17 protein-coding genes are annotated in these 16,969 nt (G+C 40.0%); 5 read left to right on the top strand and 12 right to left on the bottom strand.

Annotated elements, in window-relative coordinates; genetic code table 11:
- Positions 1-127 precede the first annotated feature (127 nt).
- The 3 genes from ACFG4S_RS04195 to ACFG4S_RS04185 are packed head-to-tail and all read right to left on the bottom strand — an operon-like array spanning position 128 to position 2,807.
- Positions 128-2,281 (bottom strand): FHA domain-containing protein, encoded by a 2,154-nt coding sequence (locus tag ACFG4S_RS04195; protein WP_392533612.1) that lies wholly within the window; start codon positions 2,279-2,281, stop codon positions 128-130.
- Positions 2,278-2,385 carry a DUF6760 family protein gene (locus ACFG4S_RS04190; protein WP_392535904.1) on the bottom strand — a complete coding sequence of 36 codons (108 nt, stop codon included), beginning with the start codon at positions 2,383-2,385 and terminating at the stop codon, positions 2,278-2,280. Before ACFG4S_RS04190 ends, ACFG4S_RS04195 begins: the two co-directional genes overlap by 4 nt.
- Positions 2,386-2,423: 38 nt before the next feature.
- Positions 2,424-2,807: a phage tail assembly protein gene (locus tag ACFG4S_RS04185; RefSeq protein WP_392533611.1), complete on the bottom strand. Its 384-nt coding sequence runs from the start codon at positions 2,805-2,807 to the stop codon at positions 2,424-2,426.
- Between the two features lie 26 nt (positions 2,808-2,833).
- Between ACFG4S_RS04185 and ACFG4S_RS04180 the strand changes: the two genes are divergently transcribed.
- Positions 2,834-3,061 carry a hypothetical protein gene (locus tag ACFG4S_RS04180; RefSeq protein WP_392533610.1) on the top strand — a complete coding sequence of 76 codons (228 nt, stop codon included), beginning with the start codon at positions 2,834-2,836 and terminating at the stop codon, positions 3,059-3,061.
- 107 nt (positions 3,062-3,168) lie between these two features.
- Here the strand turns inward: ACFG4S_RS04180 and ACFG4S_RS04175 are convergent, their stop codons facing one another.
- The 6 genes from ACFG4S_RS04175 to ACFG4S_RS04150 all read right to left on the bottom strand — a co-directional run bounded on the left by ACFG4S_RS04175 (position 3,169) and on the right by ACFG4S_RS04150 (position 7,913).
- Complete coding sequence (locus tag ACFG4S_RS04175; RefSeq protein WP_392533609.1) at positions 3,169-3,516, bottom strand: hypothetical protein; 348 nt, start codon at positions 3,514-3,516, stop codon at positions 3,169-3,171.
- 121 nt (positions 3,517-3,637) lie between these two features.
- The gene (locus ACFG4S_RS04170; protein ID WP_392533608.1) at positions 3,638-3,910 is read right to left on the bottom strand and encodes a hypothetical protein; all 273 of its coding nucleotides are present in this window, start codon (positions 3,908-3,910) and stop codon (positions 3,638-3,640) included.
- 26 nt (positions 3,911-3,936) lie between these two features.
- A complete protein-coding gene (locus tag ACFG4S_RS04165) occupies positions 3,937-4,491 on the bottom strand; it encodes a phage tail protein (protein ID WP_392533607.1) in 555 nt (184 codons plus the stop codon).
- A 328-nt stretch (positions 4,492-4,819) separates the two neighbouring features.
- On the bottom strand, positions 4,820-5,296 hold the full coding sequence (locus ACFG4S_RS04160; protein WP_392533606.1) for a phage tail protein: 477 nt from the start codon (positions 5,294-5,296) through the stop codon (positions 4,820-4,822).
- Positions 5,297-5,384: 88 nt separating this feature from the next.
- Complete coding sequence (locus ACFG4S_RS04155; protein ID WP_392533605.1) at positions 5,385-7,043, bottom strand: phage tail sheath family protein; 1,659 nt, start codon at positions 7,041-7,043, stop codon at positions 5,385-5,387.
- Positions 7,044-7,073: 30 nt separating this feature from the next.
- Positions 7,074-7,913 carry a Pvc16 family protein gene (locus tag ACFG4S_RS04150; protein ID WP_392533604.1) on the bottom strand — a complete coding sequence of 280 codons (840 nt, stop codon included), beginning with the start codon at positions 7,911-7,913 and terminating at the stop codon, positions 7,074-7,076.
- A 605-nt stretch (positions 7,914-8,518) separates the two neighbouring features.
- On the opposite strand from ACFG4S_RS04150, the gene ACFG4S_RS04145 reads away from it, so the two are divergent.
- On the top strand, positions 8,519-9,697 hold the full coding sequence (locus tag ACFG4S_RS04145; protein ID WP_392533603.1) for an FtsW/RodA/SpoVE family cell cycle protein: 1,179 nt from the start codon (positions 8,519-8,521) through the stop codon (positions 9,695-9,697).
- Between the two features lie 360 nt (positions 9,698-10,057).
- Here ACFG4S_RS04145 and ACFG4S_RS04140 read toward each other — a convergent pair whose 3' ends face one another.
- Positions 10,058-12,367 (bottom strand): hypothetical protein, encoded by a 2,310-nt coding sequence (locus ACFG4S_RS04140; protein WP_392533602.1) that lies wholly within the window; start codon positions 12,365-12,367, stop codon positions 10,058-10,060.
- A gap of 13 nt (positions 12,368-12,380) precedes the next feature.
- Positions 12,381-14,615 carry a hypothetical protein gene (locus tag ACFG4S_RS04135; protein WP_392533601.1) on the bottom strand — a complete coding sequence of 745 codons (2,235 nt, stop codon included), beginning with the start codon at positions 14,613-14,615 and terminating at the stop codon, positions 12,381-12,383.
- A gap of 275 nt (positions 14,616-14,890) precedes the next feature.
- On the opposite strand from ACFG4S_RS04135, the gene ACFG4S_RS04130 reads away from it, so the two are divergent.
- From ACFG4S_RS04130 to ACFG4S_RS04120, 3 genes are all read left to right on the top strand, one after another.
- Positions 14,891-15,328: a hypothetical protein gene (locus ACFG4S_RS04130; RefSeq protein ID WP_392533600.1), complete on the top strand. Its 438-nt coding sequence runs from the start codon at positions 14,891-14,893 to the stop codon at positions 15,326-15,328.
- Between the two features lie 255 nt (positions 15,329-15,583).
- On the top strand, positions 15,584-15,973 hold the full coding sequence (locus tag ACFG4S_RS04125; RefSeq protein ID WP_392533599.1) for a hypothetical protein: 390 nt from the start codon (positions 15,584-15,586) through the stop codon (positions 15,971-15,973).
- Positions 15,974-16,178: 205 nt separating this feature from the next.
- The gene (locus tag ACFG4S_RS04120; protein WP_392533598.1) at positions 16,179-16,364 is read left to right on the top strand and encodes a type II toxin-antitoxin system HicB family antitoxin; all 186 of its coding nucleotides are present in this window, start codon (positions 16,179-16,181) and stop codon (positions 16,362-16,364) included.
- Positions 16,365-16,432: 68 nt separating this feature from the next.
- On the opposite strand, the gene ACFG4S_RS04115 is transcribed toward ACFG4S_RS04120, so the two are convergent.
- Positions 16,433-16,936 carry a hypothetical protein gene (locus ACFG4S_RS04115; RefSeq protein WP_392533597.1) on the bottom strand — a complete coding sequence of 168 codons (504 nt, stop codon included), beginning with the start codon at positions 16,934-16,936 and terminating at the stop codon, positions 16,433-16,435.
- Positions 16,937-16,969 lie beyond the last annotated feature (33 nt).

Here is a 16,969-nt window from a genome sequence, read left to right as displayed (position 1 = left end):
TTTATATTAAGTTTTATTTTAAAATAGGGCATTGGGCATCGGTAATTTAGGGAGATGAGAAACAGGGGAGAATAATTAATAACCAATGTCCAATGCCCAATACCCCATGCCCACTCCCCATTTAGTGCTAATCTACTATGTGTTTCAAATAATGTACGATCGCCTCTGCAGTTGGTACATTAGTTGCCAATAGCACTTGATTAATATTGCATAACCTCAGCAATGCTTCTTCATTGGCTTGACCTGGTTGAGGTTGCAGCAGATCTCTCAGGAAAATAACTGCTAAAATCTCTCCCGACCCAACCAATGAAGCAATTGTTTGATATCCTCCTGAAGTTGGTGCGGGGGTTTGTTGACTAACAGTTATACCTACCTGTTGATGTAAGATTTCACTAACAGATGGCCAGGTAATTGTAAAGCTCTGTGAGAAAAATTCCTGATGTTGACCAACAAATTCAGCAAGTTCTGATTTTTTGCTTTCGTGAGCAATAATTACTATGTTTCTGTCAACGATCATTTCTGGAGGCTCACTTAAATTTATTTCTTCGGAAATTTCATCAGATTCAGTTGTTTCTAATTCAGATGAAATTTCATCAGATTCAGTTGCTTCTACTTCAGAAACTTCTTCAACAGTTTGACTGGTGATTTCAGGAGTTTCTGTTTCTGTTGGCTGCAAAGATTGAATATCATCTAAATCAGAGAGTTCACTTACTTGTGCCGAAACACCATCAACATCTGCACTAACTTCTTCTGTACTTGTCTCCATCAAATCAATGTATTGATTACTGGAAACTTCTGGAATGTTATCATCATCAGGTGAAGTCAACGCTTCAGAAACTTCGCTGATTGTTTCATCAGATTCTACTTCGCGAACATCTGCGGTGTCTTCTGTTGTAACTAGCGTATCTAAATTAACTAATTCATCACTAACTTCGTGTGGAACTTCGCTGATTGTTTCATTAGGTTCTACTTCGTGAACATCTGCGGTGTCTTCTGTTGTAACTAGCGTATCTAAATTAACTAATTCATCACTAACTTCGTGTGGAACTTCGGTTGATATATCCTGATGTTGAATGTCTACCTCTTGATGAATTTTGCTAGTTTCTGGGGTAACATCACTAACAACTCCGTCAACATGTCCGCTGCCTTGTTCTACAACTGGCGTATCCAAATTTACGGCTTCATAATCAGTAACTGCGGGAGCATCGCTCTCTTGAGATACTTGATTGAATATGTCACGCGGTTGTACAAAGGTGACTTCTGCCTCCAATGCTTCCTGCAACTCTGCATCGCTGTCGTAAGTAGCTGGAGGAACACTATCATGCATAATATCACGCGGCTGTACGTAGGTGACTTCTGCCTCCAATGCTGCTTCCAACTCTGCATCTTCATCGGAGGTAGCTTGGGGAATGGCACTTTCAATATCACGCCGTTGCACAAAGGTCGATTCTGTTGCCAGTGCTGTAGCAAAATCTGCAACTTCATCGTCAGTAGCTGCCGGAGGTGTAGTTTCTTCCTCAGGAGTTGGGATGATATTTTCAGGCGTGGTTACTGCCTCATCAGGTTCAGTTTCACTGACTTCAGGAACTTCTATATCAGTAACTTCTGGGCTAATTTCTTCTTGTTCGACTAAAGTACGCAAATCCACAATTTCATCACGGGCGTCGCGTGGAACTTCGCTGACTGCTTCTGATGGTTGAATTATGTTTTCAGAGGTGGTTAGTTCAGCAACCGGGATGGCATCATCAGGTTGATTAGAAGCAACTTCGGAAATTTCGCTAATTTCTGGGGAAACAGCATTAATTTCCGGTGTTTCGACTTCCTTACTAATTGGCGTTATAACTTCGCTGACTACCTCTGGAGCTGGATTAGCAACATTAGAAGTGCTGATATTTTCAGGCGATCGCGATCGAGAAAACAGCGAAGGATCTATAATTCTAAAGACCGTCTCTGGTAATTGCTCAGAAACCACTGCTTCGAGAATCAAAACGTAATCTGCAATTCGGATCACGTCTCCATCATTCAAAATATACGGTCGATCTTTTTCAGCCTGTTTTCCGTTAAATATAGAGCCATTTCTACTGCCAAGGTCAAGAAAGTAGTAACTTCCACTTTTAACAAAGAACTTAGCATGTAGCCGACTAACATCAGGGCTGTCCAAAACTAAATCAGAATCAGGAGAGCGACCTACTAACCATTCTCCTCTAGTTGTACTCTCTATGGTCAGATCGACTTCATTGATTTCACTTACAGTTGGTGAATAACTAACTTTTACTTTCATATTAATTTTTGGTTAATTTTATTGATTTCCCCTACCCACCGCTGACGGGTAGTATGTTCTAAATTTAAAATATCATTTTGTGACCAATGAAAATGATAAGCAATAAAAGCTACCTCCTCATATAAAGTATCAGAGGGGTAGCTTATGACTCCCCCGCTAGTTCTAGCTCCACTGAAAATTGATTATTGCAGTGGGGACATTGTGTCGGAATGTGTACATTACCTTGCTGATTGATTCGATTGTAAAATTCTCGTAGATAGGCAATGTCATATAGGAGTAGTCCTTCAAGTAAATCAGAGGTAACAGAGTTGAAACTACCCAAGCGAGTGATGACGCGTGCAAGCATTACCAAAACGCTATAAGCTGGATTTTCTTGAACTTTGCGCTCTTGTTGCACCAAAATTTCATCTTTGGCGGTGGCTAAACGCATCACCCCATGACGATGTACTCGGTTTTGAGCATCACTTAACCCTCTAGGAAGAGTGAAAGCAAATTCAGTGCAGAGATTATCTTTCTTACGGGGCATAGGGACTGGGAATTGGGGATTAAGGATTGGGGACTTGTACTGAGCGGACTTGTACTGAGTTTCGACTACGCTCAAATCGAGCAACTTGCACTGAGCGGCGTCGAAGTGAGTCGAGATTCAACTACCGCAAAGCCGAAGTAGCCGAGGTAGCGAAGCCGTTGGCGCAGCCTCTCGTAGAGAAGGGAGCGGAAGTATTGGGGATTAAGGATTGGTTGTTGTTAGATATTGAATATTGGATATTGGAAAATAAATAGTATTTTCAATCCTAATTCCCCCGTCCCCAGCGATGCACTGAGCTTGTCGTTGGCGCAGCCTCTCGCAGAGAAGTGTCCCCAATCCTCACTAATCCCCAGCCCCCAATTCAATTCTGAAGCACTACTTCAGGAGAATTTACTGTATCTTCTGATGAATAAGTTTCGCCTTCCAAGCCATTAATTCGACGATAAAAATCTTGGAGGTAATTTAAATCCTGGGCAAAAAAGTTTTCGACTATTGCAGGACTGACATCAGATAAAGCACCCAAATGGGTAATCACACGCGACAAGATAATAATTGTTGCATAGACTGGATTGGCTTTTACCCTTGGGTCACGCAAGGGTGCAATCTCGTCTATCGCTGTTGATAACCGCATTACACCTTTGCGGTGAAGGTTACCTTCAGAATCTAGATAGCCTTTAGGCAATGTAAATTCAAACTCTGTGGGAAACATATTTCTCCTATTTCTCCTGATTATTCTAAGTAATCAGACAAAATGAATTACATAATTTTTTCCAAATTCTCTGAGAATTTTTCAACAGATGCAACAAAAATCTGCCAATTGTTGTAAGCATCTATCTCAATCCATCCATAAGCTTAATAAAAAATCGCCACCAAATCTCAACCAAATGTATCAAGCCACCAAAGGGGGCAAGGCAGAATGGGAAATCTTTCCTATGAAGGGAAGAGGTTTGTTTGTACAAAGACGTTTCTTTTCTCATGCTGTGCATTTCCAAAAGAATATTCTTATTTTTTTGCCCACAATAAAGATAAGTTGGAGCAGAGGCTTCCTCCAATCCAAACTTCGGGGGTAGGTTTATACCTTTTCTTGCTTCTGCCTTCAGCATAACTACCCTCTACTTTTCTTGCTAAATCAATCAAATACCTTCCTACCTGCTTGCATAGCTAAGTCTAGCCAACTACCTGATGCTTCTACGCGTTGAAATTCCTCAAAAGCGATCTCCAACTCCTCAATTTCTATTTCATGACTGTTAGCGTTAAAATCAGCAATTTTGTAACTAGTAGGCCAAGCACCAGCTAATTCAAATCTAGCTTGTTCTGTGGCTGTTTGATCGTAAATAGATAAAGAAATAAATTCACGTTTTTTAGCCCACTTACCTTCTTCAACTTTTTCAAACCACTTCCACATATCTCTGGACTTGGTTAAACCTTTACGTAGAGTAATATTGCTACTCTTAGCATTGCCAGGAAGTTTAGTTATAACCGTCTTACCTTTTGATGCATTTCCCCACTTTTGAGAAGTGACTTCACAAATTTCAATTACATCCTGGGTTCTTTTGAAACCTTGACATTCTAAAAAGTATAATTCGCTATCATTTTCAATGATGTCTAATCTTAAAAAGAAACGATAATTTGTGAGAATTTCTGAAGTGAAAAAATTTGTGATAAATTCTGGTATTTTAGCCATTTTATTTGAGGATATACAATATATATTTATTTGAAAATTTTACTTGTTATGTAAATCTAATTTAAGTTAACAAGCAAGGTTACTATTTATAGATATAGAAACCTACTACCAAAAATATACAGATAACTCTTCTGAGATTTTCTCTTTTCTATGAGAGGCTTTTCCAACGACAACGCCTGAAGACAACACTGAAAACTCTCTCTATGTAATTAGTCATTTGTGTTCACAAATGACTAATTACATTCCTTATGGGAAATAGGGCAATTTCAAGTTTTCGTACAAAAACAGACACCTAATTGATAACTTGATAAAACCTAACAGTTGAATTTTATCCTGCTACATCATTTTTCTTTGATATGATTTCATAGCCCTCAATAGAGACTTCAACCTTCTCTGTTGTCGGATCATTTTTCGTCACATCAAATTCTGGTCCTGTGTATGATTCGGGAAAGCAGTTTTTCAAATTATAACGGATGACTTCAGTTGATTTATCTTGGGTATAACCAACAACTGAGACTGCTTTACGATTGTCGTCCCATTGACGAGGTTCTCCATCTTTGCTACAAGCTTTATACCAATTGTGTAGGCTCTCGTCACCATCATAATTCATGGTAATTGTGACATTATTATACTCCGCCTGTCCAGGAAGATTTTGACGCACTACCTTTCCACTTTTACCCGATCCTCTAACGCCTTTAGTGGCATTATTTTTTGCTCCCAATCCTGCGACTGATATAACAAATTTATCAGTGATACCATCTGCTTCAAAGTAAAAGACAGAAGCAACAAGATATTCCCCAGCCATGTTTTATCTCCTAATAAATTAATAGTGTGGAAAAGTTGCAATTAGTACTTTGTAAACACAAATGACAAAGAACTAATAACTAAATCAGCTATTGCTCATCAAGTGCATTCCATTGACTGATGCGGAAGATCACAAACTCTGCGGGTCTAACCGGGCAAACACCTATTTCGACATACAGACGGCCCAAAACTATACTTTCTGGTGGGTTTAATTCCGCATCACATTTAACATAAAATGCCTTTTCTGGTGAATCTCCAAATAAAGCACCCTCACGCCAAATCCGCTCTAAAAAGTTACTGACAGTACGTCTAACCCGCGCCCATAAATCTTGATCGTTCGGTTCAAAAACTACCCATTGAGTGCCTAGTTCAATTGATTTTTCTAGATAACTAATTAACCGACGCACGCTGATATAACGCCACTCTGTTTTATCTGGCTCAACTAAAGTTCGCGCTCCCCAAATGCGGATACCTCGGTTGGGAAAACTACGAATGCAGTTGATACCAAGGGGGTTCAATAGTTCCTGTTCGCGGAAATTGGTGTCATAACCCAAACCAATCACGCCTCTGGGTACTTCATTTGCAGGTGCTTTGTAAACCCCTCTGGTTTCATCGGTGCGCGCCCAAACACCCATCATATGACCACAAGGAGGTACTAAAATTGGATTACCGCGATCGCGTGGATTAGGAACTTTAATCCAAGGATAATAAAGGGCCGCAAACATCGAACGACGGTTAAATCTATTCAACCAATCCACTACATGTTGGGGTTTAACGGCGTCTGGTGGTGCATCAAGTACAACCATCCGATTGGGTGGATTAGGAATATCGCCACTGGCGGAACCCTCACACATGCTAATCATCAATTCCATGATGCCGTGGACTTGATCCAAATTCAGCACTTGCTCTTGATAAGCCCGAAGTAAATCAGGGCAGGCCAGCATTGTGATTTCATCAATTTCAAAGATACCGCGTACCCCGGTGCGATCGTCACGTACCCCTTCCAAATCGCGGGAAAATCTATCTGGTGGCGTAGCCACAATGGGGGGCGCCAGTTCGTACTGACCATTAACCGGACGGCGAGTTAAAGGTTGTCCGCTTTGAGTAATGTCTTCTACAGTGACATACATAGAATTTCTCAAAGCTGCCAACGCATAAGTTGCTATCTGAGCAGCAGGGTCGCGGTTCATGGTCAAGTTTTCGTATTGCTCTAGTAGCTCATCTCCGCGACGAATTTGGATAGTGAAGTATTCGCCGGTGTTGGGAGGAGCTTCTCCTTCAGTACCTTCGGGTAAGGCACGAGGGGAACCATCAATAATAAAGATATTGACTAATCCGCCAGCTGCTTGTTCGGGGCGTAAAGTCAAGCGTAGGGCTGGACGATTGCCACGAGAGTTGATTCGGATGGTCGCAGGTTCGGGGTTTGCGGGTTTGGGTGCCCCTGGTAATTGAGTGCCGATGCTTGTGATCCAGCAGCGACCACCACCATTCATGAAATAGCCGTAGACGGCAAAAGGTAAATAAGCGTTGAAATCGGTGAAACCATCAGAATTAGGACGAGCAAAATAGTTGAGATATTGCGTCCAATTCGTGACCAACATCGGCTTAAATAGCTCAGCATCATCTCGAACGTCTTCTGTAAAACCGACAAACCCAGCAACAGCTGTGCTAACACCTTCAATCGGTCGGCTCCCTCGGTCAAATTCTTCAATATAGACACCAGGGGCAAAGTAATCAAGTCTAGCCATGAAAGTCTCTCCAAGTTAGTAAAAACTTAATTATTCAGGAGTTAGAAATATCTCTTTGAAGGTATAACTTTGCTCATCTACCAATGCATTAACATTCTGGGATAAATAGCCGGGACAATTTAGATTTAAAACATAGTTACCTATCTGAAGGTTTTCAAAAAAGAACAGTCCCTCTTTGTTGCTTTCCATGAATTTTTGAGTTTTCAGGAGAGTCACTTTTGTCGCTAACAATGGCAGATTTGTTGTCGCACTCTTGACAACACCTCCAATTACCACTCGCCTAGTCATAATCTCATTGGTACCATTGCCATACATTTGATTTCGGAGGTCAAAAATTCGTTCCCAAACCAAAGGTGTTGTAGTAGGTTCAGCACTAAGAGGTACGGTTAGTGTTAAGTATAAAGCTGAACGTAAAGGTACACCTAGACCGCTCCACAAAGTACCAGGCTCAATAGACGGATGTAGTCCAACCATCATCGGTAAACTACCATGACCCCGCAATTCTGGAACTAAAAATTCTTCCTTCAAAGCTCGATGGCGCATAAGTATAGTTAATGCTTCACTGAGGAAGTGATGCTCCCCTAAAGTCGTTCTATCCCAAGCTGTTAATAGCAGCGAAACATCAAACCAAACAGGTGCCCAATTGACAATGCCGGCTTGCAGATGGCGGCCAATACTACGTTCAACTTGCCTTCCGGCTTGTTGAAACTGTTTACTCTCACGAATATCATAAATGTATAAATTGAGAGTCGGTCCGGCTCCCTCTTCCCTGCGATTACTCGGATGGCTGAAGTCAATCTGCTCTGTACTGGTCAGTGAGGTTCCTCCAGCTAGAATTTCAGCTAAAGTTTGAAGAACGAAGATAAGCATGAAGGTGTTTGACTGGTGGCGAAATCCAGATAAATCTAGGGTATCTTTATCAGCCTTCTAAAGTTAATTAGACTTTTGTCGATATTTTGGTAAAGACAAAATTATTCCAATGGGACTTCACCACACCGATCTTTGTTGCTACCCGATGTACCAAGTGTCAGTACTATAGGGCAAGACTTGGTATCATTAATTTGACTAATTTTTTTGACCCAAAACAACTTTCTCCGCAACAACTCTGTGATTTGCATCGGTTATGTTGGCAAATCGAAGATAATTTGTTTATGCCACTTGGGAACGTAGATTAAATAAGATGCAAAACTTCATTCTGTCTCTAGCTTCCTTCTCCTTTATAAAGGAGAGGGATTGAGGGTGAGGTAAGCTAGGGACATAAATTGTATATTATTTAATTTTTATTCCTTGGATTTTTTATGCACATCGCCCACAAAAAGAGCTTGTAAGGGTTACTGGTTACCAAATATTCAGCATCTGTGCCAACTTACACTAACGTTATTGTGCAAAGAGTGCATCAGATTACTGAGTTATAAGTTATGATTTATGAGTTTTATTCCTAACTTTTAATTCTTAACTTTTTACCTATACCGATCGTGAATCTACGCCACCTGATTCCAATTTTTGATAATTCCGTCTCCAACTGGGCTTTAGAAGCGCGGTTGTTGCGCTGGTTAACGTTGATTTGGCTGTTCGTTGGGTTGATCATGCTATTCTCAGCATCCTATCCCGTCGCTGATGCCCGTCAAAACGATGGCTTGTATTACTTTAAGCGGCAACTGCTTTGGGTCTTAGTTGGCTTAGTTGGATTCAATATTATTGTTAATTTGCCATTACAGAAAATTTTGGGACAATCCCATTGGTTTTTGATGGTGTTTTTAGTGTTAATTTTTGTCACACTGATCCCGGGATTGGGAAAGAAGGCCTTTGATGCAGCGCGTTGGATAGCGATCGGGCCAATTCCGATTCAACCTTCAGAATTGATTAAACCTTTTTTAGTGCTGCAAAGTGCGCGGCTTTTTGGTCAATGGGAACGAATCAGTTGGCGGGTTCGTTTGGCCTGGCTGGTTGTTTTCGGTTTGGTACTTTTAGGAATTCTTGCCCAGCCTAATTTAAGTACAACAGCACTTTGTGGAATGACTATTTGGCTGATTGCTCTGGCATCTGGGTTACCTTACAAGTACTTAGGAGGAACAGCAATCGGCGGAGTGATGTTAGCAGTACTGAGTATTAGCATCAAAGAGTATCAGCGTAAGCGGGTGATGTCATTTATGAATCCTTGGGCGGATGCTACAGGAGATGGCTACCAGTTGGTGCAAAGTCTACTAGCTGTGGGTTCTGGTAGAACTTGGGGAGCAGGATTTGGGCTTTCCCAACAAAAGCTGTTTTATTTACCAATTCAGGACACCGATTTTATTTTTGCCGTGTTTGCCGAAGAGTTTGGTTTTGTTGGCAGTATGGCGCTGTTGGGACTTTTAGCTATATTCGCTACTTTGGGATTAGTCGTGGCGCTGAAGGCTAAAAATATAGTGCATCGACTGGTAGCGATCGGCGTAACAATTTTAATGGTAGGACAATCATTGCTGCACATTGGTGTTGCTACTGGTTCTCTACCAACTACAGGCTTGCCGTTGCCGATGTTTAGTTACGGTGGTAATTCGATGATTGCCAGCTTGATAGCTGCTGCATTGCTGATTCGGGTAGCACGCGAAAGTAGCGAAGCCGAGGTAGTCCCCTTGCGAAAACCTCTGTTTTCAAATGAGCGCAGACGTTGAACTGTTCGTAAAAATAAGTCAGAATCATCTTTTTGCAGGAATTGAATCGATTATTAAAGACCTAAAACAAACAATGAATATTTAACACTTTTGAATACTTACTCGCCATATCTAAAATTAGATCCACACAGTAAAGAGTCTTTATTTTCAGAATTGAGGCATTGGATAGAAGATGATTTTGGAGGTAGTCTAGAACTTTCGTATATCTCTGCTTTTTACATTGCTAAAAAAGCATATAGCAGTCCTATTTGAGTTGTGAAAATTATCTTTTTTTGTAACGAACCGCAAAGACGGAAAGAAGGCGAAGAAAAGAAAGAAACTACAAGTTGTTTTAAGTGAATTGTACTATCATTTAACAACTTATCTCTGAGGTAAAGGAGTCTTAAATGGGTTATTGCTAGGTGGGAGAGTCGGTGGAATTGGAATAGGAATAGTAGGTATAGGAGTAGGCTCGACTTTTTTGAGGACTGTAATTGAAAATCCTTTCTGCTGTGGTTGTTGCTTACCAGATATATCATTAACTTGCAGTGCAATTTGAGGTGGGAAGGCAAGATTGACTGGAAGCTTCATTGAACCAACTGGTGAAACATCATTGCCGTATGGTTGAAGTTTCACCTGAATATTTTCTCCCTCTACTTTCCAACTGAGAGTAGCTGATGCTCCTTCCTTGAGAACCAGATTTGGTTGGTCGCTACCATTGATTGTAAAGGAAACAATCTTAAATGGTTTTGGTAATATTTCAATTTTTGATTCGGTCTTTTTAGAACTAGTTTTTTGACTTCCATTATTCGCAAAAGCTTTAATTTCAAAGGCAAATTTACCAGCTTTAGTTGCTGCTAGAGGAATATTTTTACATCGTAGCTGTTGATTTTGTTGCGTACATAGTTTTTGAAGTTTTGGGTCTGTAATATTACCTTGATTAAATCTATAAGTAATTGGTTCACCGTAGGATGTACCATCATCTGCACTGGCATTAATTTGAAGTTGTGAGAGCAATAATGGACGGGCGATCGCCCAACTTAAAAGAATATTTTGACCTTTTGTATACTGCGGTTTATCTGGTTGAAAATCAAGGATCTCAGCAATTTGTTTTTCAGCTATTTCGACTTGGGTTGTTTGGCTTGCTACCTGGTTATTTGGAGAAAATATTTGTATACCATTGCGATAAAAAGCTTGTAAATCAAAAGTGTAATTTCCTTTGGTTTTGACTCCAGTTTTCACATTATTACAAATCAATTCTTCTTTGTCTTGCACCTGACAAGGAGGTATTTCATTAGCGCTGCCTTTACCGAGTGATTCAGGAATCCCATTGCTAAAATCATAGATAATAGGCTGAATGGGTTGGGAACCTTTGACCTTAAGAACCAGTTTTTGCAACTGTTTATAGTGTTGAATTTCCCATTTCAATGCGACTTCATCACCTTCAGTTATTTGAGGATCGTTTGCACTAAAATTTTCCAATCTCAAAGGTTCTGGATTTAAAATTTGCCAAACTATAAATCCGATTCCTCCTAATAAACCTAAAATTCCTAAAAGCAAAAGGATAAATTGCCACCAAGGACGGGGTTTCCACAGCAAAGTTCCTTGAGGTAATGTGTTAGGTAAAGGTAAACTTTGTTGGTCTTTGATATCAACTTGAAAGTTAACACTTAGCCCTGTACCAAACCACGGTCGTCGCCACCAAGGTTTGGGTTTGACTGTCAAATTGCCTATAGCGCTTCTATTAGGTAATAATCTAACTTCAGTAGGATCAAAGGTGTAAGTATATAGTTGTTCTTCGTCTCGACTTTTTAAGCTCAATATCAGTTCGCGGACAATATTACCTCGGTTAGTCACCGATAATTCATACTTACCAAGACTACGGCTAACTTTTCCTAAGATGGTATTAAGTTCTAAATCTAAGCGATAATTTGTGGGAATTTGGATATAGACCAAATCTAGTAGTACTAAGTCTGGAGAGTTCTCCGAATATAAGCGAATTGTTGGAGAATAGCTACCGGCGAGGGTATCTCCAGGTGGGTGAAATTTCAGTAATATTTTACTTTGAGAAGCCGGATTAAGTTCTAATGCAGTGACATCAGATATCAAGCCTTGTCCCTCAAATCCAGTTGCAGGATAATTGATTGTAAACCAATTGTCATCTAAATCTGGGCAACTCAAGCGGAAACGATCTACTAAATAAGAGCGATTATCAACTATTACCTCAACTTGTAAAGGCTCAGTAAAATTGAAAATCAGCGGCTTGTTTGGATTAGTGTTAGGTCTAATGGAAAATGTCGGGTCATTCACCCGAATTGCAGTCTGTTCTTTGAGCAGAACTTTAATTTGATTTGGGAAGGTTATGGGAGTATTTTGAGGATAATGGAGAGGAGAATCTACGACTAGGGTATAGTCATAGGTTCCGGCAAAAGCATCAGGAGCAATTGGAAATTCAAATCTTACTTCGTCGCTATTTTGCCCTGGAGCTAATGCTAAACTTTCTCTGGGAGAACTAGACCAGCCTGTTAGATTTTGAAATACTTCGTCAAATACAAAATATAAGTCAATAACAGCACTTTGATCTCCCTGGTTGCTGACAACTACATAGATAACAATGGCATCTCCCGGCATCCCAAATTGAATGTCAGGTGGGTTGATAAAAACTTGCAGTGGATTTAATTTAGCTTGCATATCATCGACTCCCTTATTTGATGCGGTGTAGTTTGACCTGAAAATCTTCACCACCACTCACAATCATGGTTCCTTGATTGGTTTTCAAGTCGATACTATTAATTTTTTTAGAGCTTTGAAAAATTGTTTGACCTTCTGCTGCCTTTGTTTTGTCGAGTTTATGTTCGGGAGTTAAATACCAAACTACCACTCGTCCATCATCGCCACCACTGACTAGCAGATTACCATCATCACTAAATGCTAGAGTCCGTACAGATGTTTTTGACGCTGACCAGCGGTCTATGGGTGGACAATTTAGTTCATTTATTTGTATTTGGGGATTCGGATTTTTGATAGTTTGACACTGATTTAAATTCCAAATCGTAATGAAGCCGGCAGAATCAGAAGTTGCAAGGATTTTTCCTGTTGAGTCAGGAACAAAAGCCAATCCCCAAATATAGTCTTCCAGCCCAACTAATGGGTCTAGTTTTTCTAGGGTTTGCACTGATAAGCTTGGCAATTTGTTATTCAATTTAGTCGGATTCCATTGCCACAAGATAAAACGCTTAAAGTTTCCAGCAATTACGAGAGTTGTTGCATCTGGACTGAGAGTTAAGGCGCGGACTTGGAAGCCTGATAGTTTCAATGTACTTTGGATGTCGATCGCTTCCGGTTCTGGCAAGAAATTGCTGTTAGGTGCTGGTCTTGACCATAATCTCACTTTACCACTGCCGTAACCACTGAATAAATTAAGTGAGTTGGAGGTGAAAGCTAAATCAAAAACGCGATCGCCTTTAGCCCTGGGATCTTTAAGATCTTGAAGCTGGCTAATCTTCGCACCTGAGGGTACATCCCGAAGTTCAATGACACCATTATCTAAACCAACTGCAACGCGATCGTTTTGTAAGGGCATGAAGCGTAAGACTTCTACAGCATCATCAGTAATCGCCATCAAACCCTTAGGCTGTTGAGGCTTATCACAAGCAATCGGCTGCCCAGAATATGTTACTCGATCGTCAGGGTCTAAGCCATTAGCGCCAATGTTCCAAAGTCTCAATGTGCAATCATCTGAACCACTGACAACAGACAAACCAATGCCACTAAAACGCACTGAGTTGACAGAACGTGTATGCATCACATCTCTCGGTTGCAGGAGGATTGCTAGGAGTGCTGCTAATAAGGCGATCGCTGCCAACTGTAACCACAGAGGTATAATTGGCAAAACCTGCACTTCTAAGGTCTGCGTAGCGGGGTCTGTACTACCTAAACGTTGGTCGGATAATTCTGATTTGGCCTCCAGTAATAAAGTTTTAGCGATTCCAATCCAATGGCGTTTGGTTTTAACATCAAGAATAACTTTAGTTGTCTCTCCTAAATTCAAATTGGCGGCTTCGGGAATCTTCTTAAAACTACATTTTCGCCAGTCTCTACCCTGCACTTGGACATCAAGTTGCTGATTTAAATTACTCGCATTTTTAAATAGTAATTCAAAAGAGGCTGTATCAGACTTCCAGTTAGGTAACCATGCGGATTTACTAGGAATTTTTAGCTGTTTTTGTGGAGTGGTAAATTCGATAAAACCCACAGGTAAAACTTCAACATTGCCATCGATACTAGTTGGGTAACCATTATTGCTAACAGCTTCAATGGCAAAAGGATAATTTTGACTGGGTGCTTGGACTACAGAAGGAGGTTGACATTGGAATGTCGCTTCTGCTATACCACCGGAATCTACAGCTAATCGCCGTTCTGCACTGCTAATTAGCCAAGACGGATCGACGCCTGTAAAACGTAGCGTCACATTTGTTGGTTGTTGACTCAAGTTTCGCACCCGTACTGGTATATCTACAGAATTACGGGGATAAACTTGGAACTCTCGCACAGGTAATTCTAAACTTAAATGTGTTGGTCTATTGTCTCGCTCAATTTTCAGGCGTAGCACAAGTCTGCATTGTTGTGCTAGCTGTGGCGAAAAAATCTTCACCATAAGGTTGACTGTACCGACAAATCCCACTATGGGCGTATTGAATATGAAGACTTGAAATATTGTACTACTGCCCGGTGGTTTAGCTGCGGCTACTTCTGGTTCGAGTCTATACCACCGATATCCGATATTGCGGGTTTCTCCGGCGGCGGTAATTTCTATCTGAAAATTGACAAAGCGATCGCTATCATTATTGACAGTTACCTCAAAGGAGCCAGGGGTATCACCTGGACGAAAGGTTAGGTTCTCAGTGGAAAGGCTGGCATTAATAACACTTTTTTCCATACTATTTATTATTTATAATATTTCTTTATATTTTCCATGATTAGGAGTAAGTTAGGAGGCAAAAGATAAAAGTTGCTCAGTCGGATGATTTCACTCGTTTGTATTTTACGTTTAATTATGTCCACTTACTTACGAACAAATAATAATCTTAAAACTGGCTTTTTATTCCTGGTACTTATATGTCCATCAATAAAGGGATGGGCATGTAAGCACGAGTGAGACTTTGGTACAATACGATTACCTATAAGAAGACGGAATCCAATACAAAATTTGTAATGATAGAAACTTTTCTCTTAAATTCTTTCTTATTACTTTCTCAAGTACCAAAGCCTGAACAACAATTTACCGATTTAAGAAATAAATTACAACAATTTGGATTTCAGGTAATAATTCAGCTACCACCAAAGCGAGGAGCCTATGGTTTATTACAACCAAATACCAAAAAAATTTGGATTAACCCGGTAGTTTTTGAGCTAAATATCGGTACTCAAACCCTAATTCATGAAGCTGTTCATGCAGCACAAGTATGTGCGGGAAAAGGAAAAATCCAAACTTTAGGTTTAAATATTCAGCCGATTAATTATGCTCGACCATTTTTTATGCGCTATACCGATGTCCACAGGCAAGATTTAGAAAGAGAAGCTTATGCAGTACAAACTCAACCTAATAATTTTAAGCTGGCTATATCTCTTCTCCAAGAACACTGTAAATAATGTATATAGCAGTTACCAATAAGAGTACAGTACAAAGAAAAACCTCACCCCTAGCCCCTCTCCTTACTAAGGAGAGGGGAGAATCAAGAGAGTTTTTTTTAATGATTTAGTAGCGCTATATATTAAGGGTAGATACTTTATTAGTTTAGGTACATTTTAATTTGTACAAGTACTTGTTTAACGAATTATAACAATACTATCTTTGATAACTTGAGATTAGCGATACACTAAGAAAAATTCCTTGAGGAAACGTTGATGGTACGGGCAAACGGGGTTAAAAGTGAAACGTCTGCACAGGAATTACCTACAGTTTCAGACAAAGATACGGTAACAATTGAAGAAGAGCTTGAATCAGTAGAGGAAGGTCAAGATATTGATGATATCTTGAACTCATTAAAAACCTTACTGAGTTCCCTAGAAAAACTCCAAAAAGTCCGCCAAGAAGTGGGTGATATCAAACCATTGATTGGGAGAATGCTTGATGGAGAACTGGTTGCTGGTGAAGAACTTGACCAACTAAAGGCAGGTGTGAACAGTCTTTCTCGCCTCGTTCGTGCTTATAGCGACCATCAAGCAGCGTTGACTAAAGCACAACCTGCTAGAAACTTGCTAGATCAAGTGTTGAAAGAGCGTAAAGTTAATTGAGTTGGGCATGGGGCATGAAAAAGTAAGAAGGCAAAAGAATCTTTTCTTTTTACTTCTTAGTTTGCAGTCTCCTATTTAACAAGCGATCGCGTTTTTTGAGAAAATGCGATCGCACCTCTAATTCTTCCAATGCCTAGATACACAGCAACTTTTTGTCAGATATCGCTGTAAACTGAAACTGTAACTCAAACTTGCGGCTATCCCCATGAAGTCCTTACAAGACTACATCACTGTTATCCGTCCTGATAACAATGGTACGTTTGTCGCACATACACCAGCAATTTCCGGCTGTCACGCTTGGGGACAAACGCCAGATGAAGCCCGTGCTGAACTTGTTTATGTTTTTGAAATGATTCAGGAAGAATATAAAGAATACAGAAGAAGATTTTAAGCAGCTAAAGTAATTAGTACGATCGCACTCTGAATTCTCTCCTAAATGCGATAGTTATGAGAATTTATCTAAACTAATCCAGCGATTTTTAAATCATCATTTTGTGGAAATTTTAGAGTTTTTACAGATTTCTCTGGATATCCGTCAGTTGTTTGCGACCAACCGCACTGTGTACATTCTAAAACAACTTTTTTCGCTTCTGTGTCGAACAATGCAGACATTTCTAATTTTCCACATCTCTGACATTTAATATCTACTGTTAAAACAACAAGTTCCCATAATTCATCTCGTAAAAACATAATCATAGATTCTTCACTTGAAGGTTCTAAATTGAGAAAACGTCTAATACTTTGTGGTGTGGATTCTGATTTATCAAGTGGATAGGCTTTTATATCGATGTTTATTAACTCTTCTAACCCATATTCCTCAATTAGATGTGGCGACAGAAATATTTTATTTTTTTGATACCAACCTCGAATACGTTGAAATATGATGATTGGATTGTCTCGATTGTCTATCTCAGAAATCATATAGCGAAATTCATGCCATGCCTTTTTCCAAGTTTTGTTCATAATTAATCTATTAAGTTACGAGATAAGTTGTAA

Origin of the sequence: Nostoc sp. C117 (genome assembly GCF_043099735.1) — a bacterium.
Classification (GTDB): Bacteria; Cyanobacteriota; Cyanobacteriia; order Cyanobacteriales; family Nostocaceae; genus Nostoc.
The sequence above is the reverse complement of the archived record's forward strand: the minus strand, read 5'-3'. Positions and strand labels throughout refer to the sequence as shown.

Coding starts and splice junctions, on each gene's coding strand:
- ACFG4S_RS04170 (WP_392533608.1), bottom strand. CDS start 3,910: ATGCTGAAGGCAGAAGCAAGAAAAGGTATAAACCTACCCCCGAAGTTT.
- ACFG4S_RS04130 (WP_392533600.1), top strand. CDS start 14,891: ATGATAGAAACTTTTCTCTTAAATTCTTTCTTATTACTTTCTCAAGTA.
- ACFG4S_RS04160 (WP_392533606.1), bottom strand. CDS start 5,296: ATGGCTGGGGAATATCTTGTTGCTTCTGTCTTTTACTTTGAAGCAGAT.
- ACFG4S_RS04165 (WP_392533607.1), bottom strand. CDS start 4,491: ATGGCTAAAATACCAGAATTTATCACAAATTTTTTCACTTCAGAAATT.
- ACFG4S_RS04155 (WP_392533605.1), bottom strand. CDS start 7,043: ATGGCTAGACTTGATTACTTTGCCCCTGGTGTCTATATTGAAGAATTT.
- ACFG4S_RS04150 (WP_392533604.1), bottom strand. CDS start 7,913: ATGCTTATCTTCGTTCTTCAAACTTTAGCTGAAATTCTAGCTGGAGGA.
- ACFG4S_RS04175 (WP_392533609.1), bottom strand. CDS start 3,516: ATGTTTCCCACAGAGTTTGAATTTACATTGCCTAAAGGCTATCTAGAT.
- ACFG4S_RS04135 (WP_392533601.1), bottom strand. CDS start 14,615: ATGGAAAAAAGTGTTATTAATGCCAGCCTTTCCACTGAGAACCTAACC.
- ACFG4S_RS04125 (WP_392533599.1), top strand. CDS start 15,584: ATGGTACGGGCAAACGGGGTTAAAAGTGAAACGTCTGCACAGGAATTA.
- ACFG4S_RS04195 (WP_392533612.1), bottom strand. CDS start 2,281: ATGAAAGTAAAAGTTAGTTATTCACCAACTGTAAGTGAAATCAATGAA.
- ACFG4S_RS04185 (WP_392533611.1), bottom strand. CDS start 2,807: ATGCCCCGTAAGAAAGATAATCTCTGCACTGAATTTGCTTTCACTCTT.
- ACFG4S_RS04120 (WP_392533598.1), top strand. CDS start 16,179: ATGAAGTCCTTACAAGACTACATCACTGTTATCCGTCCTGATAACAAT.
- ACFG4S_RS04140 (WP_392533602.1), bottom strand. CDS start 12,367: ATGCAAGCTAAATTAAATCCACTGCAAGTTTTTATCAACCCACCTGAC.
- ACFG4S_RS04115 (WP_392533597.1), bottom strand. CDS start 16,936: ATGAACAAAACTTGGAAAAAGGCATGGCATGAATTTCGCTATATGATT.